This window comes from Pseudomonas sp. LF020 (assembly GCF_053456425.1).
In genome coordinates this window covers 301468-326502 of record NZ_JBRFIX010000002.1, presented here as the reverse complement: position 1 = coordinate 326502, position 25035 = coordinate 301468, and the positions used below count along the sequence as shown (strand labels likewise).

24 protein-coding genes and 1 pseudogene are annotated in these 25035 nt (G+C 58.4%); 20 read left to right on the top strand and 5 right to left on the bottom strand.

Going from position 1 to position 25035, the window contains the following annotated elements; translation table 11 throughout:
- Positions 1-93: 93 nt before the first annotated feature.
- The 10 genes from ACU680_RS05605 to ACU680_RS05560 all read left to right on the top strand — a co-directional run bounded on the left by ACU680_RS05605 (position 94) and on the right by ACU680_RS05560 (position 11514).
- Positions 94-963 carry a phosphatidylinositol-specific phospholipase C domain-containing protein gene (locus tag ACU680_RS05605; RefSeq protein WP_448178877.1) on the top strand — a complete coding sequence of 290 codons (870 nt, stop codon included), beginning with the start codon at positions 94-96 and terminating at the stop codon, positions 961-963.
- A 68-nt stretch (positions 964-1031) separates the two neighbouring features.
- Positions 1032-1937 carry an AraC family transcriptional regulator gene (locus ACU680_RS05600; protein ID WP_007963566.1) on the top strand — a complete coding sequence of 302 codons (906 nt, stop codon included), beginning with the start codon at positions 1032-1034 and terminating at the stop codon, positions 1935-1937.
- A 237-nt stretch (positions 1938-2174) separates the two neighbouring features.
- Positions 2175-3485 carry an ABC transporter substrate-binding protein gene (locus tag ACU680_RS05595; RefSeq protein ID WP_007963567.1) on the top strand — a complete coding sequence of 437 codons (1311 nt, stop codon included), beginning with the start codon at positions 2175-2177 and terminating at the stop codon, positions 3483-3485.
- Positions 3486-3671: 186 nt separating this feature from the next.
- On the top strand, positions 3672-4598 hold the full coding sequence (locus ACU680_RS05590; RefSeq protein ID WP_003225141.1) for a carbohydrate ABC transporter permease: 927 nt from the start codon (positions 3672-3674) through the stop codon (positions 4596-4598).
- A gap of 8 nt (positions 4599-4606) precedes the next feature.
- On the top strand, positions 4607-5437 hold the full coding sequence (locus ACU680_RS05585; protein WP_448178876.1) for a carbohydrate ABC transporter permease: 831 nt from the start codon (positions 4607-4609) through the stop codon (positions 5435-5437).
- Between the two features lie 165 nt (positions 5438-5602).
- A complete protein-coding gene (locus ACU680_RS05580; protein WP_367084439.1) occupies positions 5603-6706 on the top strand; it encodes an ABC transporter ATP-binding protein in 1104 nt (367 codons plus the stop codon).
- Between the two features lie 17 nt (positions 6707-6723).
- A complete protein-coding gene (locus ACU680_RS05575; protein WP_448178875.1) occupies positions 6724-8196 on the top strand; it encodes a mannitol dehydrogenase family protein in 1473 nt (490 codons plus the stop codon).
- A gap of 205 nt (positions 8197-8401) precedes the next feature.
- Positions 8402-9898 carry a xylulokinase gene (gene xylB, locus ACU680_RS05570; protein ID WP_448178874.1) on the top strand — a complete coding sequence of 499 codons (1497 nt, stop codon included), beginning with the start codon at positions 8402-8404 and terminating at the stop codon, positions 9896-9898.
- Positions 9899-9911: 13 nt separating this feature from the next.
- A complete protein-coding gene (locus ACU680_RS05565) occupies positions 9912-10850 on the top strand; it encodes a carbohydrate kinase family protein (RefSeq protein ID WP_448178873.1) in 939 nt (312 codons plus the stop codon).
- Between the two features lie 46 nt (positions 10851-10896).
- Complete coding sequence (locus ACU680_RS05560) at positions 10897-11514, top strand: transglycosylase SLT domain-containing protein (protein ID WP_372241192.1); 618 nt, start codon at positions 10897-10899, stop codon at positions 11512-11514.
- Positions 11515-11639: 125 nt separating this feature from the next.
- Here ACU680_RS05560 and ACU680_RS05555 read toward each other — a convergent pair whose 3' ends face one another.
- Positions 11640-12941 (bottom strand): OprD family porin, encoded by a 1302-nt coding sequence (locus tag ACU680_RS05555; protein ID WP_096796571.1) that lies wholly within the window; start codon positions 12939-12941, stop codon positions 11640-11642.
- Between the two features lie 374 nt (positions 12942-13315).
- On the opposite strand from ACU680_RS05555, the gene ACU680_RS05550 reads away from it, so the two are divergent.
- The 5 genes from ACU680_RS05550 (at position 13316) to ACU680_RS05530 (ending at position 19194) form a co-directional block, all read left to right on the top strand.
- Positions 13316-15409, top strand: coding sequence for a type VI secretion system Vgr family protein (locus tag ACU680_RS05550; RefSeq protein WP_448178872.1), 2094 nt, complete (start codon positions 13316-13318; stop codon positions 15407-15409).
- Entirely contained in the window at positions 15355-16248 is an 894-nt protein-coding gene (locus tag ACU680_RS05545) for a DUF4123 domain-containing protein (protein WP_448178871.1), read from the top strand. The genes ACU680_RS05550 and ACU680_RS05545 overlap by 55 nt, the downstream gene beginning before the upstream one ends.
- A gap of 91 nt (positions 16249-16339) precedes the next feature.
- Positions 16340-16828 (top strand): DUF3304 domain-containing protein, encoded by a 489-nt coding sequence (locus tag ACU680_RS05540; protein ID WP_401280367.1) that lies wholly within the window; start codon positions 16340-16342, stop codon positions 16826-16828.
- Positions 16825-18651 carry a T6SS phospholipase effector Tle1-like catalytic domain-containing protein gene (locus ACU680_RS05535; protein ID WP_448178870.1) on the top strand — a complete coding sequence of 609 codons (1827 nt, stop codon included), beginning with the start codon at positions 16825-16827 and terminating at the stop codon, positions 18649-18651. The genes ACU680_RS05540 and ACU680_RS05535 overlap by 4 nt, the downstream gene beginning before the upstream one ends.
- A 135-nt stretch (positions 18652-18786) precedes the next feature.
- Entirely contained in the window at positions 18787-19194 is a 408-nt protein-coding gene (locus ACU680_RS05530; RefSeq protein WP_448179130.1) for a DUF3304 domain-containing protein, read from the top strand.
- Between the two features lie 71 nt (positions 19195-19265).
- Here the strand turns inward: ACU680_RS05530 and ACU680_RS05525 are convergent, their stop codons facing one another.
- Positions 19266-19565 carry a hypothetical protein gene (locus ACU680_RS05525; RefSeq protein WP_448178869.1) on the bottom strand — a complete coding sequence of 100 codons (300 nt, stop codon included), beginning with the start codon at positions 19563-19565 and terminating at the stop codon, positions 19266-19268.
- Positions 19566-20055: 490 nt separating this feature from the next.
- Here ACU680_RS05525 and ACU680_RS05520 point away from each other — a divergent pair, with 490 nt between their 5' ends.
- On the top strand, positions 20056-20325 hold the full coding sequence (locus ACU680_RS05520) for a DUF2790 domain-containing protein (protein WP_258679698.1): 270 nt from the start codon (positions 20056-20058) through the stop codon (positions 20323-20325).
- 90 nt (positions 20326-20415) lie between these two features.
- Complete coding sequence (locus ACU680_RS05515) at positions 20416-20814, top strand: hypothetical protein (RefSeq protein ID WP_448178868.1); 399 nt, start codon at positions 20416-20418, stop codon at positions 20812-20814.
- Here ACU680_RS05515 and ACU680_RS05510 read toward each other — a convergent pair.
- Positions 20811-21080: a DUF1652 domain-containing protein gene (locus ACU680_RS05510; protein WP_007964586.1), complete on the bottom strand. Its 270-nt coding sequence runs from the start codon at positions 21078-21080 to the stop codon at positions 20811-20813. The two genes, ACU680_RS05515 and ACU680_RS05510, sit on opposite strands and share 4 nt — an antisense overlap.
- A gap of 370 nt (positions 21081-21450) precedes the next feature.
- On the opposite strand from ACU680_RS05510, the gene eco reads away from it, so the two are divergent.
- Positions 21451-21936: a serine protease inhibitor ecotin gene (eco, locus tag ACU680_RS05505; protein WP_367084426.1), complete on the top strand. Its 486-nt coding sequence runs from the start codon at positions 21451-21453 to the stop codon at positions 21934-21936.
- Between the two features lie 21 nt (positions 21937-21957).
- Positions 21958-22263 (top strand): NIPSNAP family protein, encoded by a 306-nt coding sequence (locus tag ACU680_RS05500; RefSeq protein ID WP_003225174.1) that lies wholly within the window; start codon positions 21958-21960, stop codon positions 22261-22263.
- 30 nt (positions 22264-22293) lie between these two features.
- Here the strand turns inward: ACU680_RS05500 and ilvA are convergent.
- Positions 22294-23289: pseudogene (gene ilvA, locus ACU680_RS05495) on the bottom strand (threonine ammonia-lyase, biosynthetic); the annotation flags it as partial.
- A 348-nt stretch (positions 23290-23637) separates the two neighbouring features.
- Between ilvA and ACU680_RS05490 the strand changes: the two are divergent.
- Entirely contained in the window at positions 23638-23973 is a 336-nt protein-coding gene (locus ACU680_RS05490; RefSeq protein WP_448178867.1) for a DUF2834 domain-containing protein, read from the top strand.
- A gap of 138 nt (positions 23974-24111) precedes the next feature.
- Here the strand turns inward: ACU680_RS05490 and ACU680_RS05485 are convergent, their stop codons facing one another.
- Positions 24112-25035: a magnesium transporter CorA family protein gene (locus tag ACU680_RS05485; protein ID WP_047597123.1), complete on the bottom strand. Its 924-nt coding sequence runs from the start codon at positions 25033-25035 to the stop codon at positions 24112-24114.

Here is a 25035-nt window from a genome sequence, read left to right as displayed (position 1 = left end):
TAGTTTTTCCGTTTGCACCAAAGAATAACTTCCAAACTGACCAAACAACTTGAACGGTCGAAAAATTAAACTTTATCTGCAACGGAATGCACCATGAACAATTACCCTTTCAAAAACTGGATGACGGCTACGCCGGATATGGACCGACTGACCCTTGGCGAAGTGGTCTGGCCCGGCTCGCATAACTCCGGGATGGACTTTGATTTCCCGTACCCGGCTTATCTCCAACCCGCCCAGAATTGGTTTGTCTGTCAGGACGGTCCATTCATTCAGCAACTTAATGAAGGCGTGCGCGCCTTCGACTTGCGTCTGCATGCCGATGAACACTGGCTGGGCATCAGGAAGTTCCATACGTTTCATGGCGTGGAACTGCTCCAGGGACGCTCCTTGAGCGAGCTGGTAAAAAGTCTCAATTTTTTCCTCAACGAGAATCCGAACGAGTTCATCGTGTTGGACTTGCATGAACTCAAGGGCACCAACGATCAGCCATTCGATTACAAGGGTTTTCATGAAGTCATCACCACGGAACTGGCTTCGCGGCTTATACCCCGGAGCAACAGTCACCTGACAATTGAGCAACTTAAAAGGACCAGTTCGCTGCAACGCGTGGTATTGGCAAGCGACTCGCACCCGGACTTCAGCTCACCCCTGTACTGGCCGAAAATCCGTCATGAATGGAGCGGCTCGGATATCACTTCTCCCGAGCAGCTCAAGCAACACATCACCCGAACCCTGGCCAACCCACCGGCATCCGGCAACCTCTGGTCGTTGTCGGCCACCAGCTACGGCGAACTGGCCGGCGTCAAACGGATCACCGACGAGCTCAATCAATGGTTTGGCCCGGACTCGGGATGGGCACCGAAGTGCAGCATCATCAATGCCGACTTCATCGGTGGCACTCCACTGATTGGCCATTGCCAGCAGGTCAACCAGTCCAAAGGTCTCAGAAAGACCCGAGGCTGAGGCGCTGGAACTGTCCTTGGCGCGCGTGCATGATGGGCATCTGAACACCACAACAAGACGCATCGGACATGACCCGGGCCACCAGAATCACTGATCCCTCCTACGAACTGATGGACGACCATAACGGGCTGTCCATCATCTACCGTCAGCATGGTTTTCCGTGCCCGCTGGTGCGTTGGCATTTCCACAAGGAATACGAACTGCATCTGATCGTCGCCAGTTCCGGCAAAGTGTTCATTGGCGACTACATTGGCAACTTTTACCCGCAGACACTGTTCCTCACCGGGCCCAATCTGCCACACAACTGGATCAGCCAGGTGGCCGAAGACGAAGTGGTGGAAAAGCGCGACATGCTGGTGAACTTCACCGATGAGTTGTTTGAAAGCGGCCATCAGGTATTTGCCGAACTCAAGACGCTGACACCGCTGCTGGAACGCGCGCAGTACGGCATCGAATTTCGCGACAAGGACACGATCCGCGAGGCGCTGAAACTGATGCAGCTGATTGCCGACAGTCGCGGCATCACTCGTCTCGGGCACTTTTTCATTCTGATGGAGCTGCTGGCGGCGACTGACGATTATCAACTGTTGTCCGGCGCCACCAACACGCAACTGGCCGACGAACACAACATCGACCGCACCAACCGCGCGGTCGATTACATCTTCAGCCACTACGCCCGCGAACTGACGCTGGAAGAAGTCGCCGAGCATTTGGGCATGAAGCCCACCTATTTCAGCCGCGTATTCAAACAAGCCACCGGGCGCAACTTCATCGAGTTCGTCAATCGCCTGCGCATCAGCAAATCTTGCGAACTGCTGGCCGATGGCGACAAACCGGTGACGGAGGTGTGTTTCGAGTCGGGGTTCAACAATATTTCCAATTTCAATCGACGCTTCCAGCAACTCAAGGGCATGACCCCGTCGCACTATCGACGCCTCGCGGTGCAGCGTCTGACCGAACAGAATCACGCTTAACCGCCACATCAAAAGATCGCAGCCTGCGGCAGCTCCTACAGAAATCGATGTAGGAGCTGCCGCAGGCTGCGATCTTTTGATTTTTAGCCAGTGCAAAAAAGTATCGGTTCAAGTGCGACGGATGATTTGTCAGTCTGTCGATTGAGGGCTGTAATCAACACACATTCTTCCTGCACCGGAAGACACAAAAACAATAACTGTCCTTCTGCCCCCAACGGCGCAGAAAAGGAGTGCACGATGCAACCCACTGCAAAAGCTCTGCTAGCCCTCACCTGCATGACCCTCAGCAGCGTCAGCCTTGGCGCCCAGACCCTGACCATCGCCACCGTCAACAACAGCGACATGATCCGCATGCAAAAGCTCTCGAAAACCTTCGAGTCCGAGCATCCGGAAATCAAGCTCAATTGGGTGGTGCTGGAAGAAAACGTCCTGCGCCAGCGTCTCACTACCGACATCGCCACCCAGGGCGGACAGTTCGATGTGTTGACCATTGGCATGTACGAAGCGGCACTCTGGGGCGCCAAAGGCTGGCTGGAACCGATGAAGGACCTGCCGGCTTCTTACGCCCTCGACGACGTGTTCCCGTCGGTGCGTGAAGGCCTGTCGGTCAAGGGTTCGCTGTACGCCCTGCCGTTCTACGCCGAAAGCTCGATCACCTATTACCGCACCGACCTGTTCAAGGACGCCGGCCTGAGCATGCCCGAGCGCCCGACCTGGGAACAGATCGCCGGCTTCGCGGAAAAACTCACCAACAAGGACAAAGAGCAGTACGGCATCTGCCTGCGCGGCAAGGCCGGCTGGGGCGAGAACATGGCATTGATCACCACCGTCGCCAACGCCTATGGCGCGCGCTGGTTCGATGAAAAATGGCAGCCGGAATTCAATGGCCCCGAGTGGAAAAACGCGCTGAATTTCTACGTCGACACCATGAAGAAATCCGGCCCGCCCGGCGCCTCCAGTAACGGTTTCAACGAAAACCTCGCACTTTTCAACAGCGGCAAATGCGCGATCTGGGTGGATGCGTCCGTCGCCGGCTCGTTCGTCACCGACAAGACCCAGAGCAAGGTTGCCGATCACGTCGGCTTTACCTTCGCCCCGCATCAGGTCACCGACAAAGGTTCGGCGTGGCTGTATTCGTGGGCACTGGCGATTCCCACCAGTTCCAAGGCCAAGGACGCCGCCAAGGCGTTTAGCGCTTGGGCCACGTCCAAGGAATACGGTGAGCTGGTGGCCAAAACCGACGGCATCGCCAACGTGCCACCGGGTACCCGCGCCTCGACCTACAGCGATGCTTACATGAGTGCGGCGCCGTTCGCCAAGGTCACGCTGGAATCGCTGAAAGCCGCAGATCCGAGCAAACCGACGTTGAAACCGGTGCCCTACATCGGCATTCAACTGGTGACCATTCCTGAATTCCAGGGCGTGGGCACCCAGGTCGGCAAACTGTTCTCGGCAGCGCTGATCGGCCAGACCACGGTGGATCAGGCTTTGGCAGCAGCGCAGCAAACCACCGAACGCGAGATGAAGCGCGCCGGTTATCCGAAGTAACCGCTGCCTACTTCAATTGTGGCGAGGGAGCTTGCTCCCGCTGGGCTGCGAAGCAGCCCCAGACACTGCCGACACGGTCAATCAGATAGACCGCGTTTGCCGGGTTCACGACTGCTACGCAGCCGAGCGGGAGCAAGCTCCCTCGCCACAGAGAACTCGCTGTATCTCGAGTAAGTGATCACTGTCATGAATACTTCAACTGCCAAAGCCCACCTCGACCTGTCGCAACCCCAGCGCAAAGTCCGCGTACGCAATCCCGGCTGGTTTCTGGTCAGCCCTTCAGTGGCCCTGTTGCTGCTGTGGATGATTGTGCCGCTGGGCATGACCATTTACTTCTCGATGATTCGTTACAACCTGCTCGATCCGGGAGTAAACGAATTCGTCGGGCTGGAGAACTTCACTTACTTCCTCACCGACTCCGGCTTCCTGCCCGGTGCCACCAACACCCTGTTGCTGGTGGGCAGCGTGCTGTTGATCAGCGTGGTGTTCGGTGTGCTGATCAGTGCGCTGCTCGAGGCCAGCGAATTTCTCGGCCGCGGCATCGTGCGGGTGATGCTGATCTCGCCGTTCTTCATCATGCCCACGGTCGGCGCGCTGATCTGGAAGAACCTGATTTTCCATCCGGTGTCGGGGATCCTCGCCTACGTCTGGCGGCTGTTCGGCGCCGAGCCGGTGGACTGGCTGGCGCACTACCCGCTGCTGTCGATCATCATCATTGTTTCGTGGCAATGGCTGCCCTTCGCGATTCTGATCCTGATGACCGCCATGCAGTCCCTCGACCAGGAGCAGAAAGAAGCCGCGCGTCTCGATGGTGCCGGCCCCGTCGCGATCTTCTGGCACCTGACCCTGCCGCACCTGGCGCGGCCGATTGCCGTGGTGGTGATGATCGAAACGATCTTCCTGCTGTCGGTGTTCGCCGAGATTTTCACCACCACCAACGGCGGCCCCGGCTACGCCTCGACCAACCTCGCCTACCTGATCTACAACCAGGCGCTGGTGCAGTTCGACGTCGGCATGGCTTCGGCGGGCGGCTTGATCGCCGTGGTCATCGCCAACATCGCCGCGATCATTCTGGTGCGGATGATCGGCAAAAACCTGACTGACAAAGCCTGAGGCCCGCCATGACTCTTCAACAATCCCGCCGGCTGCAAAGCCTGCTGCTCGGCACCCTGGCCTGGGCCATCGCGATCGTGATTTTCTTCCCGATCTTCTGGATGGTGATGACCAGTTTCAAGACCGAAATCGACGCCTTCGCCACGCCGCCGCAGTTCATCTTCACGCCAACGCTGGAGAACTACCTGCACATCAACGAGCGCAGCGACTACTTCAGTTTTGCCTGGAACTCGATGGTGATTTCCTTCAGTGCCACGGCCCTGTGCCTGCTGATCGCGGTGCCCGCCGCCTACTCGATGGCGTTCTACGAAACCCAGCGCACCAAGGGCACGCTGCTGTGGATGCTCTCGACCAAGATGCTGCCACCGGTGGGCGTGCTCATGCCGATCTACCTGCTGGCCAAGAGTTTCGGCCTGCTCGACACGCGCATCGCGTTGATCGTGATCTACACCCTGATCAACCTGCCGATCGTGGTCTGGATGATTTACACCTACTTCAAGGACATCCCCAAAGACATCCTCGAGGCCGCCCGCCTCGACGGCGCCACGCTGATGCAGGAAATGCTCCGGGTGCTGCTGCCGATCGCCAAGGGCGGTCTCGCCTCGACCGTGTTGCTGTCGCTGATTCTGTGCTGGAACGAAGCGTTCTGGTCGCTGAACCTGACCTCGTCGAAAGCCGCGCCACTGACCGCGCTGATCGCCTCATATTCCAGCCCCGAAGGCTTGTTCTGGGCCAAGTTGTCGGCGGTCTCGACCCTGGCCTGTGCGCCGATCCTGATTTTCGGCTGGATCAGCCAGAAACAACTGGTGCGCGGCCTCTCGTTCGGCGCCGTGAAATGAATATCTCTGACCCAACACAACCCCCTGTAGGAGTGAGCCTGCTCGCGATGAGGCCATGTCAGTCGACATCATCGCTGAATGACACTCCGCTATCGCGAGCAGGCTCACTCCTACAGAAAAGCTGATCCGGTTCAACTGAATAATTTATCGCGGAGGCCCACCATCATGGCCAACCTGAAAATCAAGAATCTGCAAAAAGGCTTCGAAGGTTTCTCCATCATCAAGGGCATCGACCTTGAGGTGAACGACAAGGAATTCGTGGTCTTCGTCGGCCCGTCCGGCTGCGGCAAATCCACGCTTCTGCGGCTGATCGCCGGTCTGGAAGAAGTCAGCGGCGGCACCATCGAACTCGATGGCCGCGACATCACCGAAGTCAGCCCGGCCAAGCGCGATCTGGCGATGGTGTTCCAGACCTACGCGCTGTACCCGCACATGACCGTGAAGAAGAACATGTCGTTCGCCCTCGATCTGGCGGGCGTGCCGAAAGCCGAAGTCGAGAAAAAGGTCGGCGAAGCGGCGCGGATTCTCGAGCTCGGGCCGATGCTCGAGCGCAAGCCGAAACAACTTTCCGGTGGCCAACGGCAACGGGTCGCCATCGGTCGCGCCATCGTGCGCAACCCGAAAATCTTCCTGTTCGACGAACCGCTGTCCAACCTCGACGCTGCCCTGCGAGTGCAGATGCGCCTGGAATTGCTGCGCCTGCACAAGGACCTGCAAGCGACCATGATCTACGTGACCCACGACCAGGTCGAAGCGATGACCATGGCCGACAAGGTCGTGGTGCTCAACGGCGGCAAAATCGAACAGGTCGGCTCGCCGCTGGACCTCTATCACAACCCGGCCAACCTGTTCGTCGCCGGGTTCCTCGGCACGCCGAAAATGGGCTTCCTCAAAGGCAAGATCGCCCGCGTCGATAGCCAGAGCTGCGAAGTTTCGCTGGACGCCGGCACGCGCATCACCCTGCCGTTCAACGCTGCCAACCTGAGCGTCGGCAGCGCGGTGACCCTGGGCATTCGCCCGGAACATCTGGAACTGGCGCAACCGGGCGACTGCACCCTGCAAGTCACCGCCGACGTCAGCGAACGTCTGGGCAGCGACACCTTCTGCCACGTCACCACCAACGCCGGCGAAGCCCTGACCATGCGCGTACGCGGTGACCTCGCGAGCCGCTACGGCGAACAACTGAACCTGCACCTGGACGCCAGCCATTGCCACCTGTTCGACGCCGATGGCGTGGCGCTGACCCGCCCGCTGCGCGCCGCGGCCTGAATTTCGAGACCTGCCCGATGAAACTGAATGAACAAAACCTGCATCGCCTCGCGCCCGAGGTGCAACTGCCGGCCTACAACCTCAGCGACACCCGTCAGGGCATCGCGCACATTGGCGTCGGCGGCTTCCACCGCGCGCATCAGGCTTACTACACCGATGCGCTGATGAACAGCGGCCAAGCGCTGGACTGGGCAATCTGCGGCGTCGGTCTGCGCGCGGAAGACCGCCGCGCCCGTGAGGACCTCAAGGAACAGGACTACCTGTTCACCCTGTTCGAACTCGGCGACAGCGACGACACCGAAGTGCGGGTGATCGGTGCGATTCGCGACATGCTCCTGGCCGAGGATGGTGCACAGGCGCTGATCGACAAACTCGCCGATCCGCAGATCCGCATCGTCTCGCTGACCATCACCGAGGGTGGCTACTGCATCGACGACAGCAACGGCGAATTCATGGCACATCTGCCGCAGATTCAGCACGATCTGGCCCATCCGCTGGCGCCAAAAACCGTGTTCGGTTTCCTCTGTGCAGCCCTGGAAAAGCGCCGTGACACGGGCACGCCAGCGTTCACGATCATGTCCTGCGATAACTTGCCGCACAATGGCGCGGTGACCCGCAAGGCGTTGCTGGCCTTCGCCACCCTGCGTGACCCAGGGCTGCGTGACTGGATCGAGCACAACGTCAGTTTCCCCAACGCCATGGTCGACCGCATCACGCCGATGACCAGCACCACGCATCGCCTGCAACTGGCCGACAAACACGCGGTCGACGATGCCTGGCCGGTGGTCTGCGAGCCGTTCGTGCAATGGGTGCTGGAAGACAAATTCGTCAACGGTCGCCCGGCCTGGGAACAGGTCGGCGTGCAGTTCACCGACGACGTTTCGCCCTACGAAGAAATGAAGATCAAACTGCTCAACGGCAGCCACCTGGCGCTGACGTATCTGGGCTTTTTGAAGGGCTATCGCTTCGTTCACGAAACCATGAACGATCCGCTGTTCGTGCGTTACATGCGCGCCTACATGGACCTCGACGTCACCCCGCAACTGGCACCAGTGCCGGGCATCGACCTGACCGACTACAAGAACACGCTGGTGGCGCGCTTTTCCAATCAGGCGATTGCCGATCAGCTGGAGCGGGTGTGTTCGGATGGCTCGTCGAAGTTTCCCAAATTCACTGTTCCGACGATCAATCGCTTGATTGCCGATGGTCAGGAGACCAGGCGTGCAGCGTTGGTGGTGGCAGCTTGGGCGTTGTATTTGAAGGGCGTGGACGAGAATGGCGATACCTATTCGATTCCTGATCCACGGGCGGAATTCTGTCAGGGACTGGTGGCCGATGATGCGTTGATCACCCAGCGGTTGTTGGCGGTTGAGGAGATCTTCGGCACGGCGATTCCGCGGTCGGCGGCGTTCGTGGCAGCATTTGAATGGTGCTGCAACAGCTTGCGTGAGGTGGGTGTGACGCGCACCTTGGAGCGGGTTCTGGCCTGAAAAGCCCCTCACCCTAGCCCTCTCCCGGAGGGAGAGGGAACTAACCGAGGTGCCTGCAGGAGAACCTTTGGCCAAAAAAACCGAGTCGAACTCAAGTGTTGGAAAAGTACCCAAATTGGCTCCCTTCCCCCCTCTCCCCCTTGGGGGAGAGGGTTGGGGTGAGGGGGTGGCTTTTGATCTTCAGCGCAAACCGACAGGCTCACACATGACCACCCGACAACTCTTCCTCGGCATCGACTGCGGCACCCAGGGCACCAAGGCGATCATTCTCGATGCCGCCAGCGGTCAGGTGCTCGGCGAAGGCGCTGCCACGCACACGATGATCAGCGGCGCCAACGGCCGTCGCGAGCAGGACACTCAACAATGGCTGGACGCCTTCGCCCTCGCCACCCGCCGCGCCTTGCTCGCAGCCAATGTCGACGGTCAGGCGATCCTCGGCATCGGCGTCTCCGGCCAGCAACACGGGCTGGTGCTGCTCGACGATCAGGGCCAGGTACTGCGCCCGGCCAAGCTGTGGTGCGACACCGAAACCACCGATGAAAACGACCGTTTGCTCAAACACCTCGGCGGCGAAAGAGGATCACTTGAGCGCCTCGGCGTAGTCATCGCGCCGGGCTACACCGTTTCGAAATTACTCTGGACTAAAGAACAGCATCCTGAGGTGTTCTCGCGCGTCGCACGCATCCTGCTGCCCCACGACTACCTGAACTTCTGGCTCACCGGCCGCGCCTGCAGCGAGTACGGCGACGCTTCCGGCACCGGTTATTTCAACGTGCGCAGCCGTCAGTGGGACTTGCAACTGTTGCGCGATATCGACGCCACCGGGCGCCTGCAAGCCGCGTTGCCGGAGCTGATCGACGCTCATCAGCGGGTCGGCACCCTGCTGCCGGCGATTGCCGAACAGCTCGGCCTCAACCCGCATGCGCTGGTCGCCAGCGGTGGTGGCGACAACATGATGGGCGCCATCGGCACCGGCAACATTCAGCCGGGAGCGATCACCATGAGCCTCGGTTCCTCCGGCACGGTGTACGCCTACGCCGAGGCACCGCAGATCAGCGCGGACGCTTCGGTTGCGACGTTCTGCTCGTCCAGTGGCGGCTGGCTGCCGCTGATCTGCACCATGAACCTGACCAACGCCACCGGTGCGATCCGCGAACTGTTCGACCTCGATCTGCAGCAGTTCAATCAACTCGTGGCCGAGGCGCCGATCGGTGCCGAAGGCGTGAGCATGTTGCCTTTCCTCAACGGTGAACGCGTCCCCGCCCTGCCCCATGCCACCGGCAGCCTGCACGGCCTGACCCTGAGCAACCTGACCCAGGCCAACCTGTGTCGTGCGGTGGTCGAAGGCACCACCTTCGGTTTGCGTTATGGACTGGATCTGTTGCGCCACAATGGTTTACAAAGCCGCAGCATTTGCCTGATCGGCGGCGGTTCGAAAAGCGCGGTGTGGCGGCAGATCGTCGCCGACGTCATGAACACCCCGGTGATCTGCACCGAACACAGCGAAGCCGCAGCCCTTGGCGCGGCGATTCAGGCGGCGTGGTGCAAGTCATGGTCGAACGGCCACGAGGACACTTTGGCCGACCTGTGCCAGCGCTGCGTGAAGCTCGATCTGCACAGTGAAACCCTGCCGGTTGCCGCCCATGTCGCGGCGTTCCAGCAGGCCTATGAACGCTATCAACAGCATGTCGCAACCCTATAAAGAGCAAACAATTATGTATCTGGTGTGTGGCGAAGCCCTGTTCGATTTCTTCAGCGAAGACGATGCCAGCGGTCTGGCGTCGAAGGTCAATTTCAAGGCGATTGCCGGCGGTTCGCCGTTCAACGTCGCGGTCGGCTTGCGCCGTTTGGGTGTGGATTCGGCGCTGTTTGCCGGGCTGTCCACCGACTATCTCGGCCGACGTCTGCAGCAGGTGCTGCAGGATGAAGGTGTGCGCCCGGACTTTCTGGTGGACTTCACGGCGCCGACGACTCTGGCGATGGTCGCGGTGGGCGCCAACGGTTCGCCGCATTACAGCTTTCGCGGTGAAGGCTGCGCGGATCGCCAGTTGAGCGATGCGCATCTGCCGCAACTCGGAGATGACGTGCGTGGTCTGCACATCGGCTCGTTCTCGCTGGTGGTGCAGCCGATTGCCGATACCCTGCTGACCCTTGTACAGCGCGAAAGCGGCAAGCGCCTGATCACCCTCGACCCCAACGTGCGCCTCAACCCGGAGCCGAACATCGACCTGTGGCGCGAGCGCGTGGCGACCCTGGTGCAACTGGCCGACATGATCAAGGTCAGCGACGAAGACCTGAGCCTGCTGTATCCCGAACAGGACCCGCAGCGCGTGATCGAAGGCTGGCTACAGCATCGCTGCCAGTTGGTGTTCCTGACCCGTGGCGGCGAAGGTGCGACAGTGTTCAGCCGCGCTCATGGTTCGTGGTCAGTACCGGCGTGCTCGGTGACGATCGCCGATACTGTCGGCGCCGGCGATACCTTTCAAGCGGCACTGATCACCTGGCTGACCGAACAAGGTCTGGACTCGGTTGAGGGCGTGCAACAGCTCAGCCGCGAGCAGATCGACGCGATGCTCAGGTTTGCCGTACAGGCGGCCGCCCTGACGTGCAGCAAGACCGGTCCGGATTTGCCCTATCGTCACCAGTTGAGCTGAGCGCGTAGACTGTCGGCCTTTTTGCGCGCATGGGGATGACGGTTTGATGTCGGGGCGGACGGCGGGACTTTTGATACTGGCGGGATTACTCAGCGGCTGCGGCACCTCGCCGCCGCGTTCGCCGGAAGACATCTGCGCGATCTTCCGCGAGAAAAGCGACTGGTACGACGCGGCGCAAGTCACGCAAAAGCGCTGGGGCGTGCCGATCCAGGTGCCTTTCGCGATCATGTATCAGGAGTCCGGCTACCGCTACGACGCCAAGACGCCGCGCAAATACCTGTTGTGGGTGATCCCGTGGGGCCGGGTCACCACGGCCTCGGGCTACGCCCAGGCCAAGGATGAAGTCTGGTCCGATTACCAGAAAAGCACCGGCCGACACGGCGCCGACCGCGAAGACTTCGACGACGCCATCGACTTCGTCGGCTGGTACATGGACAAGACCACCTCGATCAACGGCGTGTACAAGTACGACGCCTACAACCAGTACCTGAACTACCACGAAGGCTGGGGCGGTTTCCGCAACAAGACCTACGCCAGCAAAGCTTGGCTGATGCCCACCGCCCGCAAGGTGCAGGCGCGCTCCGACGTGTATGCGCGACAGTATGCCGGCTGCAAGGAAGACCTGAATCGCGGCTTTTGGAGCCGGTTCTGGCATTGGTTGTAGCCCACCGAAGCCCCCTGTAGGAGCTGCCGCAGGCTCGGGCCGCGATCGGACGATCTTTTGACCTTGTTTTTTACAATCAAGATCAAAAGATCGCAGCCTGCGGCAGCTCCTACAGGGGGTGAGGTTTAAAGGACGGAGAAGTTGTAACTCACAATCAACCGGGTCTCATCCACATCCCGCGCAAACTTTTCATAGTTGGTGCGGTACGTCGCATTGCGCAGGCGCAGGCTGACATCCTTGAACGTGCCTGTCTGGATCACGTACTTCAACTCGCTGTCGCGTTCCCACTCTTTGCCTTCCTGATCACTGCCCGGCACCTTGATGTGATCACCGTTGACATAACGGGTCAGGAAGCTCAAACCGTTGATGCCGATGGCCTTGAAGTCATAGTCATAACGCAGCTGCCAGGAACGCTCCTGCGCGGCGGCGAAGTCGTTGACCTGCACGTAGTTGACCAGATACGGATTGCTGCCATCGAGGTACGGCATCGAGTTGTCGCCGTTCATGCGCTGCCAGCCGGCGCTGAAAGTGTGGCCGCTGATGCCGTACGAGAGCATGCCGCTCAAGGCGCGGTTGTCGATGGAGCCGGCCTTGGCATCACCGCTGTCGGCGCTTTTCAGCAAACGCAGATCGGCCTTCAGCACACCGTCACCCAGCGGCTGATTGCCGAGCAAACCAATGAAGTGCTGGCGGTAGATGTCTTCCAGTTCCGCGTAGTGATACTGCGCGGTCAGGCGATCGTTGATCTTGTAGTCGAAGCCGTACATGTCGAAATGGTCGGCGGTGGTGTTGCAGGCGTAGCGCTTGTTCTTGCAGTGCACGCGGATGTCTTGCGAATCAGTGGAATCGCGCGCGGTGTACTTGTCCAGACGCGCGGCCATGAAGGTCAGATCCTTCACTTCCTTAGAGGTCAGCATGGCGCCGTTGAACATAGTCGGCAGCAAGCGGCCGTCGTTGTACTTGAGCAACGGCAGATCCGGCAGCAGCGCGCCGTACTTCAACACCGTGTCCGAGACCTTGACCTTGGCGGTCAGGCCCATCTTCGCGTACTGGCCCTTCGAGCCGCGCGGGTTCTCGCCGCTGGACGGCAGCAAGCCGCTGTTGCTGCGATCAGGGCTGGAATCGAGCTGAAAGCCGAGCATGCCCAGCGCATCGATGCCGAAGCCGACCGTGCCCTCGGTGTAACCCGACTGCAGATTGAGAATAAAGCCTTGCGCCGACTCTTCACGCTTGGAAGCGCCCTGGTCGCTGGAGGTGTGCCCATCACGGAAATCGCGGTTGAAATACACCGTGCGCGATTCGATTTTCGCCGTGGTGTCTTCGAGAAAACCGCTGGCCTGAACCTGCGCGGCAAAACCGGCGCACAGCACAACGGCTCCGAAGCCAAACGACTGGCGCGGGGTGATGAGAGGGAATGGGGGACGCATGAAAAACTCCAACAGTACAGCGTTTGCGCCAGAGCGCAGTCAGCCAGAAAAATAGCTCCCGTCCCGGGTCAAAAACAGCCGGGAAGAAGTGGACACGCAGGGGTGAGTTGCAATGATGGCAGATGGCTTTGACGGGCTGAAGGCGACTTTAGTCTGAAACTGACTGGCGATTCTTCGGTTTGCGATGGGCTCAAACCGCGTGCAGCCCTGTGACTCACGGCAGCGAAGCCCCCGTTTTCATTGGGTGTAAACGCTGTCATAGGGGTTTTCCCTATACCCCACGGCCCCCGTCCCTACGGCATTTGCGCCTTGAACGAGGCGGTTTAATCCTCCATCATCCGTCACCTGCTTATTCAATGGACGGAATTCAAGGCATGCTGGACGCCAACGCTACCCACATTACCCTTACCCTCGAAGGCGCTTCCGCCGACCTGCAAGTGCTCAGCTTCACCGGTCGCGAAGCCCTCAACGAGCCTTTCCGTTTCGACCTCGAACTGGTCAGCGCCCGCCCCGACCTGAAACTCGAAGAGCTGCTGCACAAGCCCGGCGTCCTGACCTTCGGCGCCACCGGCGAAGGCAAGATTCATGGCCTGGTGTATCGCATCGAACAAGGCGATTCCGGCAAGACCCTGACCCGCTACAGCATCAGCCTGGTGCCGCAACTGGCCTATCTGCGGCACAACCATGACCAGCAGATTTTCCAGAACCTCACGGTGCCAAAGATCATCGCCCAGGTGCTGGAAGATCGCGGCATCCTCGCCGACGCCTACAGCTTCCAGCTCAACGCCGAGTATCCGCAGCGCGATTACTGCGTGCAGTACGACGAGTCCGACCTGCACTTCATCCAGCGCCTGTGCGAAGAGGAAGGCATTCACTTCCACTTCCAGCACAGCAGCAGCGGGCACAAACTGGTGTTCGGCGACGACCAGACGGTGTTCCGCAAACTCAAGGCCGTGAGCTACCAGCAGGACTCCGGCATGAGCGCCGACAAACCGGTGATCAAGCGCTTCAACCTGCGCCTGGAAACCCGCACCACCCGCGTCAGCCGCCGCGACTACGACTTCGAAAAACCGAAGATCCTGCCCGAAGGCGCAGTCAAATCCGAGTTCGCCCCGGATCTTGAGGACTACGATTACCCCGGTCGTTTCACCACACGCGAGCGCGGCAAATTCCTCTCGACCCGCGCCCTCGAACGCCATCGCAGCGACTACAAACTCGCCGAAGGCAAAGGTGACGAACCGACCCTGACCAGCGGCCACTTCCTGACCCTGGCCGAACACCCGCGCGCTGAATGGAACGACCTGTGGCTGCTGCTGGAAGTCTTCCACGAAGGCAAACAACCGCAAGTGCTCGGTGAAAACGTCACCAGCGACGTCACCGACAACAAAAGCGATTTCCACCAGGGCTACCGCAACAGCTTCCTCGCCACCCCGTGGGACGCGCACTACCGCCCTGCCCTCGAACACCCGAAACCCAAAGTCCTCGGCAGCCAGACCGCGGTCGTCACCGGCCCGGCCGGCGAAGAGATCCACTGCGACCCGTACGGCCGCATCAAAGTCCAGTTCCACTGGGACCGCGACGGCCAGTCCGACGACAAAACCACCTGCTGGCTGCGCGTCGCCAGCGGCTGGGCCGGCGCCGCCTACGGCGGCATCGCCATCCCGCGCATCGGCATGGAAGTCCTCGTCACCTTCCTCGAAGGCGACCCCGACCAGCCACTCGTCACCGGCTGCCTGTACCACAAGGAAAACGTCGTCCCCTACGACCTACCGGCAAACAAGACCCGCAGCACCTTCAAAACCCTCAGCTCCCCGGGCGGCAAGGGCTATAACGAGTTTCGGATTGAAGACAAAAAGGGTGTGGAGCAGATCTACATCCATGCGCAGCGCGACTGGGACGAGAACATCGAGCACGACCAGAAGATCCGCGTGGGCAATGAGCGGCATGACACGGTTGAAGCCAACACCCTGAGCGAGTTCAAGGTTGAAGAACACCGGATAACCCATCTGGATCGTGTCAGTGAAATGCGCGCGGATGATCACCTGACGGTGGGCGTGACACAGCATGTGAAAGTCGGTACGGCGCAGTTTGTCGAGGCCGGGACCGAGATTCACTATCACGCGGGTGACAAGGTGGTGGTTGAGGGAGGTATGGAACTCACGGCCAAGGCGGGTGGGAGCTTTGTGAAAGTCGATGCGGGTGGGGTGACCATCAGCGGGGCTGAGGTCAAAGTGAATACCGGCGGTGCGCCTGGGGCCGGTACCGGCATCCAGATCCTCGCACCGTTCATTCCTGGGCTGGCCGCGATCGATAATGCCGGACGTTTGATGCAAACCCGCATCAATCAGATGATGCAGGCTGAATCGTTAGCGGTAACACCGAAGCTTCAAGCGCCCAAAGGCATTTGCGTTGAATGTTTGAAGAAAGCCATGCGAGAAAAACTGGCGCTGCAGTCGGGGGCCAATTGATGACGAAGAGTGATGCCGCGAACGCCTGGAGCGAAGCGCAAAAGAACGCTCAGTCGCTATTCGCCATCGTTGAAATCGGTCTGCTGGCAGAACCCGCCCGGTTGCAGTTTCTCAATCCCGATCCGTCACGCCGACCGTTGATGGTGCAACCGGAGTTCGCCGAACTGCGCAACTACGGCCCGTGGCTGGTCGACGTCAGCCACATGGAGTTCGAGGCCTTTCTCGCTCACGAATACTTCACCGGCTGTACCGCTATGGCTAGTTGGATTCGCACCGCATGTACCGCTGACAAACTCGCCGCTCATCTGAGTGATGCGTTATTGGCAAAAAATGAGGCGGGCGAAGTGCTGATGATCCGCAGTTACGCACCGGAAGTACTGCCGATGCTGTACGCCCGTGACGATCTTTCCTGGCATGCGTGGCTGTTTGGTCCACTGCAAGAATGGTGGGTGCCCGCAGAAGAGGATCAATGGGAGTGCCTGAAAGGACTCAACCTCGAACAACCCGGCAAATACGATCCGATCTTTCTGGATGGCAAGCTGTGGACGGACATGGAGATTGATCCCCTGCCCTACAGCCTCACCACCGAACTGGAAAAAGAAGCGCCGGAAGTATTCAGCAGCACCTGCCACGGTGCACGGCTGAAACAGGTCAAAGAAGCGTTGGACGCGGGCCGCGAAGAAGGTTTGACCGACCCGGAGGACGTCAGCCTGTTTGCCAGCCTGCAACTGATGGATCGCGAATTCCCAAGAAATTGGCCGATGTGGGAAAAGGCCAAAGCGCGAGCGGTTGGAGAGAAGCTGCCGCTTGGGGTGGTGATGAGAGAGTTGTCGGAGTGAGTTGGATGAGGAACCTGCAGATCAGCAGTTCGGCTTATCCCACATTTTTTTGAATGTTCAAGATGCATTGCTGGATGAAGGATTTTCGTAAATGACCATGGCCATGAATACCAAGCGGCAAAAAATCTGGCGACGCCGCAATCTTGCCATCGGGATATTCGTATTACTGATGCCTTTTATAGGTTCGTATCTTTATAACCAGTTTCGTACACCGGGCGCGATGTTGACGTCTGAAAACTATATGGATAGACCGATTTTCAGTTTTTGGGTGAATGATTTCTGGGGTGGAAATCTCATGGCAATGGGAGGCGGGGGAATCATGTGTTGTGCACGATTCGAAGGAGACACAATAAAAATAAAATGGATCCTGGACATGACTCGCCAACAGCAGCTGCAGGGCGCAGTGGAGGAGCATCATGAAGTAGATCTGACGCTGCCGAAACGTGCATCCGGCGATCAATACTTACACGTAAGATTTGACCCTGAAAACAAGGTGAGAGTGGGGTGGAGCCCCGACTTATATAGCCCCTTTGAGTCTCGCCCAGATCAAAAACTCACCGAACAAGGACGGACCCAATGAGCATGCCTGCTGGTCTAAATCGAGCACAATCGATAAGCGCGAAATCCAACACTTGTAAAGCTGACGCAAAAAATTCTGCTTTACCCTGCGACTCGGCGCTACGAATTGGATTCTTTTTTGATGGCTTTGGGCGAAACCTTAAAGACGATCTTGCAGAGGATCGATTAAGCAATGTCGCCCGCCTTTTTATGGCTTATCCCGACACCGATCTTTCAGCATCCTCCGAACCATTCTTGCAAAACAGGCGTTTTTACATATCTGGCTTGGCATCAGACTTTGATGCAACGCTTGGTGGTGGTGAATTAACCACTGGATCGGGGATGGATGGTGCTACAAGCAGAGCGAAAGACAGCATCATAAAATCTCCAGGAGATACTATTTCCAATAGTCCACTGGATGCAGTAAAGGATGTCATTACCGGAAAAAAATGGTGGGAAAGCTTCGTTAACAACTTTAAAGTCGGTAACGCTATAACTTCAGCCTTGAAGGCTGCAGCGCCTGCCGCATTGGATATTTCCAGCATTACCCGTGATAACCCTATTACAGCAACATTTTTCAAAACAGGCGTAGACACTCGCTTGGAGGCCGCAGTTAAAGCACTGGAAACAGCACTCGCAAAAGCCAAGGAAAAAAGTAAAGCGCCGTTAAAAAAAATGTCGATTTCAATTTTCGGCTTCGATTATGGTGCCAGCCTTGCGCGAGCATTTGCGCACAAGATCCTTGAAGAGTGCGATCCTGCATCGACCATATTCAAAGGGGTTAACATTGAAATAACATTCGTAGGACTTTTCGATGCCGTAGATCGCAGTGGAGAAGACTCAATTATTCTTGAGTACCTTATCCCTTTTGTGAACAAAGTTGACGACGGAGAATGCCTTCCTGGCCCGGTAAAGTCTGCGTTACACTTAGTCGCAGCACATGAATGTCAAGACTCTCGTAGGTCACGACTGATTGGTACTGGACCATCAACTCCTCGCTGGGAAGAACGACTTGTTCCCGGAACCAGTTATGACGTGGGCGGGGGATTAGCTACATCCGATGCTCCACGTAGTCGAGAGCTCCACTTGGCCAGCTTGCATGAAATGTATAATGCAGCTTACCGAGCCGGCGTGCCGTTCTATGCTATGGATGTGCTGCAAGACAAAGCCGTTTTAGTCTCGAAATACTTTCAATTAAACGACCACTTAAACGGTGTCACTGCCATTGGCGCAAGCAAAAACTACATGAGCAAAGCAGGAAATAAAAAAATTTCTGCTGAGGCTTTCCTTGCTCATCGTCGTTTGTATATCCAACGTTTGCGCGGTCTATGGGAACTATACCGGGGCCAACACAAAGCTTACGACGACGAGGAGGAGCGCCTTCAACGTCCCATTCTGGGCAAGCAAGGATCAATCGCCCGCGCGTTCGGGATGAGTAGCGAAAGCGAGGCGCAAGCAGCAAAACGCGATCAAACGCTCAAGCAAACCCAGCAAGGCAAGGCCGCCCTTCGTGCCGAACTCAGTTGGCTTGAAGACGTAGATCGGGAAGCCTGGAGGTTGAAAACCAGCTTTCCTTCCGCCCCGGTAAAAGCGCTATTGGACGAATGGTTCGCTCCCGTCCCCAAAGGCCTCAGCTTTGACGTGGAAGATCTGCTCGAATTTTACGTAAACGATCAATACATGATCCAACAGATACCTCGAGGCACAGGCGTTCCAATACCGAAGTATTTCCGCGTTCGAGAATTCGACATGCCGAGCCTGAATAAAACCAAAGGGATGGCCCCTGACTATCTGGAGCAGATGATGCGCAAACCTTCAGCAGAGTCTTCAGGTGCATCGACCTAAAGCAAGGCAAAACCCATTGCAACCTCAAAGTATGGACATAGCTCTCTTGATTGGGACTTCATTCGCTTGATAGATATTGCTGCGGACGCACGCCGGCGCAGAGCCTGGCGACGAAGACGGATAGTCCTGGCTTTGGTGGCTTTGATATTTATCTACGCCGCCCCGAAAATTCCGGGGTTATTTCGCACACCCGGCGCCATGCTGACATCGGAGAACCACACGGATCGGCCAATTCTTAGTTTTTGGGTCAATGATTTTTGGGGTGGCAATTTGGCTGCAATGGGCGGTGGCGGAATTATGTGCTGCCAGAAAATCGAAGGGAAAACGGTTCAGATCAAGTGGATACTCAGCCGTACAGGCGAACAGCTCAGGCAAGGAGTCAAGAAAGAAAATCATGAAGCAACCGTGCCTCTCCCTCGTCGGGAACGCGGTGATGATTATCTTCACGTCCGTTTTTTGCCCGGAAATGTTGTTGAACTGAAATGGAGCCCTGGCTTGATTAGTCCATTCGATCCTGTCCCAGATGAAGCTCCCCGTCTCTAAAAACCCTCGAATGGCATCCGCCTAATCACGGGCAGATAACGCGCCTGCCCGTGAATACTAAGCCTTATAAATCAGCATACCGGCGCCTTCCAATCCAGCATCTGCTGCTGAGCCACCTGCAGCAAATCATTGCCATCCTGCGCCAGCAGGTACAGCGCATGGGTAATGTGCGAAATGTCCTGAACATCGCCATGCCGGAAGCACATGCAGTGCAGGGTTTCGAGCAGGTCGCTGCAGGCGCGGATGCGCTGGACGGCGGACTCGAGGATGTCTTGGGGGTTGGCTTGGGTGTCGATGACCATTGGCGCGCTGCCGGTGACGCCGCTGTTGAGCGGGTGATAACGGCTTGGGAGCGGATTTGGTGTAAGCATATTGATTACTCGATTGTTTCGAAAGTAACCCGCCAGCACCGTGACCAAACGATGGGAGGCGGACCGTGTACAGGCTTGGTCAACCGAGAACAATCAACTCAGCTCGCCCGAAGGCGTCCTGCACACGGCCACCACAGCAATGCACTACACGGTCAAAGAACTCCGCGGTGCAAATGATGGCACATATGCAATCGATTATTCTCAGGTGACCAAACCCGAATCGCTGGATTTTGCAGCGACGCCAAACCATAACCGCCCCACTCCAAGCGCCGAAAGCAGACAAAGCATCCATCCTTGTAGGAATCGGCACCGCATTCCCGAGAAATCATCCCACTGCCAGACAGCCGGCGTTCAGCGAGGTTAACCATCGCTTAACGCCGCAGTCCAAGACTGTACTGAACCGCACACTTCAGCCCCTGGCTGACGCCGAGTGCGGCAGGTTCGGCCGTGTCGCGCCGAACGCTTATTCCGTCGCACGGGAGTCCGATTCATGAACATTCGCACGCTGCTGCTCACCTCCGCCCTCGCCTGCACCGCATTCGCCGGACTGGCTCAGGCCAATGACACCTCAACCACGTCCAAGGCCGTTCCCTATCAGTACGGCATGCCGTTGCATGTGAACAAAGTGATTTCCATGACCGAGCAACCCACGCGACAGTGCAAGGTCGTGAGCGCTGACATGAAGTACATCGACAATGCCGGCAAGCCAGCGGAAATCACCTACCGGAAAATGTCTGACGCTTGCAGCGAGCAGAACTGACAGAAGGCTCTGATTTGCGGCTTTGCGGTAGGCGGTGAAGGGCTCGCGGGTTATGCTCGGGATCACTTCTCACTGCCGCAAGGACTCGCCATGCAGTTGTCGTTTCGCACGTTGTCGATCATCACGTCTTTGTTGTGTTTCGTGCTGGCGCTGGCTTGGGGCTTTTTCCCGCAGGTGTTGCTGGCGATCTGGAGCATTGAGTATTCGAGCGCGGTGGGGTTTGTTGCGCAGCGCAGTGCGGTGCTGTTTGCGGCGTTGGGGGTGATGTTTTATCTGGTGCGCAGCGCACCGCCGTCGCTGGGTCGCAATGCCCTGAGCAACGGGTTTATCGTCGGTTGTTTTGGTCTGGCGGTACTGGGTTTTGGCGAATGGCTGAACGGCCATGCCGGCCCCGGGATTCTGCTCGCGGTGCTGGTCGAGTTCGCGCTGGGCCTTGGCTTTGTGCAGGCCCGGCGCGTGACGGTCGAACTGGGTGAAACGGTGAGTTAAAGCGCTCTGGAGCGAGGACTGTAATGCTGTGGTGTGGTTTGTTGCGCCAGATCCGAACGCAGGCCGGCAATCAGTTCATTGATCTCGCGACAGCCGTTGAGATGGCTGGCGTCGATTCCGCTGACGTGCAGATCAACCTGGTCAGTCTGGTGGTCGCCGAAGACCTTGACGGTCATCGACAGGTCTGGCGACAGCGTGCACTGGCAGCGTTTAGGCAGAAAACTGCTTTCAATGATATTGCGTAGTTCCAAGGCAGACAGAAACATGGTGAACCTCTCCTTATTGATGAAACTGCCAATCAACTCTTCACGTTGACCGCTTTTGCTGCCCCTGCACGGGTGTGTCCCCGCTGGTTCCCTGGTGCGGCAAACGGTTGTACTGCGAAATGCCCATTGGAGTGTAGGCGCCCGAAGCCGGTGCGCTGCACCAAAGCGACGCATAAAACGTGCCTTTCATCGGGTCATTTCGACCCTCATGAAATCAAGCACTTGGCGCGGTGGCCAGTAGTTGGCCAGTTGCAAAATGCAAGATCGACCCTCCTGGGCACTGCAATTTGCAAGTCGACGCCGGTTTGCATTCATCGCTGATGACAGTGAGAATGCCCGACATCCACCCTACACCCGCCAGGAGGCTTTCATGGGTTCTTTACGCGCTCGCGCGACAATCGGTCTGCTCGTTGCCGGCCTGTCCACCCTCGCCCACGCGGCCAGACTCGAAGACGTCGCGCCGTATCCCAAGGCGGAAAACGGCTTCACCCGCCAAGTCATCTACCTGCCCAAACAGGATCAGGAAGAGAACTTCCAGGTCGAAGTCCTCGCCGGCAAAACCCTGGAAGTCGACTGCAATCGCCAGCGTCTGGGCGGCGCTCTGGACGAGAAAAACCTCGAAGGCTGGGGCTATCCCTTCTACCGCCTGGAAAAAGTCATTGGCCCGATGAGCACGCTGATGGCCTGCCCACCCGGCACCGCCAAGAAACGCGCCTTTGTCCCGGTCGTCGGTGACGGCTTCATGCTGCGCTACAACAGCAAGCTGCCGCTGGTGATCTACGCCCCGAAAGATGTCGAGGTGCGCTATCGCATCTGGTCGGCTTCGGACAAGGTCGGCACCGCCATTGCGGAATGACCTGAACAGGGAGCGCCAAACGTGATTACCTGCCATGTGCGATACGTGATCGATCCATACCAATTGACCGAGTTCGAGGCCTACGCCAAGGCCTGGCTGGGCATTGTCGAGCGCTTGGGCGGCACGCATCACGGCTATTTCCTGCCCTCCGAGGGCGCGAGCAACATCGCTTATTGCCTGTTCAGCTTTCCTTCGCTGGCCGATTACGAAAGCTACCGGCACATCGCGCTGACCGACCCGGAAAGCACGGCGCTGGTGGAATCACTGGTGCAGAAGAAATTCATCGTCAGCTACGAGCGCAGTTTCCTGCGCCCGTTGCTGCCCTGAGCGGTATCACGCCGGGACGCCGCACACCGCGGCGCGCTCGGCGACGTGGCGCAGGCTGTCGAAGTTGATATTGGCGCCGGAGTCGATCGCGACGAAGGTCTGCTCGCGAACACCACTGCGCGCCACGTACTGCTTGATGCCGGCCACCGCCAACGCCCCGGAAGGCTCGGTGATCGAGCGGGTATCGTCGTAGATGTTCTTGATCGCCGCGCACAGTTCGTCATTGCTGACGGTGACCACCTCGTCCACACAAAACCGGCACACCTCAAAACCATAAGCGCCGATCTGCGCCACCGCCACGCCATCGGCGAACGTTCCTACACTGGGCAGCACCACTCGTGCGTCCGCTTGCAGCGCCGCCTTCAGGCAGGCCGAGTGCTCCGATTCGACACCGATGATCCGTACCTCCGGCCGCAGGAATTTGACATACGCTGCGATGCCGGCGATCAGGCCGCCACCGCCCACCGGAACGAAGATCGCATCCAGCGAGCCCTGATGCTGACGCAGGATTTCAATGGCCACCGTGCCTTGGCCGGCGATCACGTCCGGGTCGTCGAACGGAGAGACAAAGGTGCACCCGGTTTGCTCCGCGAGTTGCAGCGCATGGGCCAGGGCAAACGGAAAACTCCCGCCGTGCAGCAGCGCCTCGGCACCCCGACTTCGTACCCCAAGCACCTTGAGTTCGGGCGTGGTCGAGGGCATGACGATGGTCGCCGCGATTCCCAGCTCCCGCGCCGCCAGCGCTACGCCTTGGGCATGATTGCCCGCCGAAGCGGTGATCACCCCGCGCGATTTCTGCGCATCGCTCAGTTGCACCAGCTTGTTGTAGGCGCCACGAATCTTGAAGGAGAACGTCGGTTGCAGGTCTTCGCGCTTGAGCAGGATCCGGTTGCCCAGCGCTTCGGACAGCGCCGGCGCCGCTTGCAATGGCGTACGCACGGCAATGTCGTAGACCGGCGCGGCGAGGATCTTTTTCACGTACTGCTCAAGCAGGGCTTGCTGGTCGGGGCTGTATTTCATCGTCATCTCCGGGCGCTGTGTAGGAGCTGCCGAAGGCTGCGATCTCTTGATCTTGTTTTTGATTCGAGTAAAACAAAGTCAAAAAATCGCAGCCTTCGGCAGCTCCTACAGGGAGCCATCGTTGTTAAAACCCTGGAGACAGAAAATGAAAACCCGCCTCTAGGGCGGGTTGGGTGCTGCAGTCGTGAGCTAGCCCGCCAAATGAGGAATGGCGGTAATAATGCTTGGCTGGCAGCGCAATACAGTGGAAGTCATGGGCCTGAAATTAGCCCGGCGGCGACCGGCGAGTCAATGGCTTATTTGCGGACGCCAAGGTAGGCTGGCGATTCTGCTCATCACCCAAGGAAGGAATGCATGATGTCTGTCGCCCTGCCCCTCACTGCGTTGATCGCGTTTACCGGCTACACCGTATCGGTGATGCTCCAGGCCGAACAGTCGCTGATCGACTTCGGTATCAGCCTGATGTCGCGTCCGGACACGGCGCAGGTGGTGATTGATCTGTATCTGCTGGCGACGCTGGCCGGGGTATGGATGGTCAAGGATGCCCGCTCGCGAGGGATGTCGGTCTGGTCGGTGGTGCCGTATCTGTTGCTGACGGCGGTGTTTGTGTCGATCGGGCCGTTGTTGTATCTGGTGGTGCGTGGGGTTCGGGAAAAGAGGAAGTCTGCTGAGGAGGCTCAAGCGAGCTAAGCCGGATTTTGCTGCTGAAATAGCTATCGCTGGCAAGCCAGCTCCCACAAAGTCTGGAGTTGCCCGCGAGGTTTGCGGCACGCCCAAAACCTGTGGGAGCTGGCTTGCCAGCGATGGCGTCGGCCAAGTCACCACTGATTATTTGGCCAACCGCCGCAACCCGAACAACATCCCCCCTGCCCCCAACAACATCACCAGCAGAAACACCGGGTAGGAAATCCACCACGGCGTACCCGCCGTCATCATGCTGAATTCCGACATCCCGCCAATGCTCGCAATCAGGTTCAACGGCAGAAACACCACGTTGATCAACGTCAGTTTGCGCAGCAGGTTGTTCATGCTGTTATTCATCAAGTTGCCGCGCGCATCGATCAGCCCCGAGAACACCGTGGAGTAGATCTCCGCCTGCTTGTAGCACTGGTTATTTTCGATGATCAGGTCGTCGATCAGCCCGATCGCCTCACTGCCGAAATGCTGCTTTTCCGCATGATTGCGCAGCCGCGTCAGCACCGCGCCGTTGCTGTGCAGGGCATTGATGTAATAGATCAGGCTTTCGCTGAGGTTGAACATCTGCACCAGATGCTGGTTCTGCATCGAGGCGTTGAACTTCTGTTGCAGCTCGCGGGCCACCAGTTTGATCACCTTCAGATGGCCAAGGTAATGGTGGATGTTGTTGAACAGCAGATCGAGCAACACATCAAGCGGTGCGTTGAGCGGCTGCCGGGTGCCGATGCCGTGCAGCGGCGTGTCGTCGGTGGCGATCACCAGCAATTGGCCGGGCGCAAACAGCAGGCCGCAAGACGACACTTCAAACGCCAGGCTGCCACCGCCGGAATAGTTTTCCGGACGTTTCCAGATCAGGAACAAGTGATCGGGGTGAAACTCGATTCGCGAGACCTCGTCCGGGTCCAGCGCCGAGGCCAGCGCGTGTTCGTCGACCTTGTAGTGGCTGTGGAGCAAATCGCGCTCGGCGGCATCGGGATTGCTGAACAGCATCACCTCGGCGTCCAGGCGCTCGACCCGCTGCAACGCGCCATGACTCAATGCGAAACTGCTGATCAT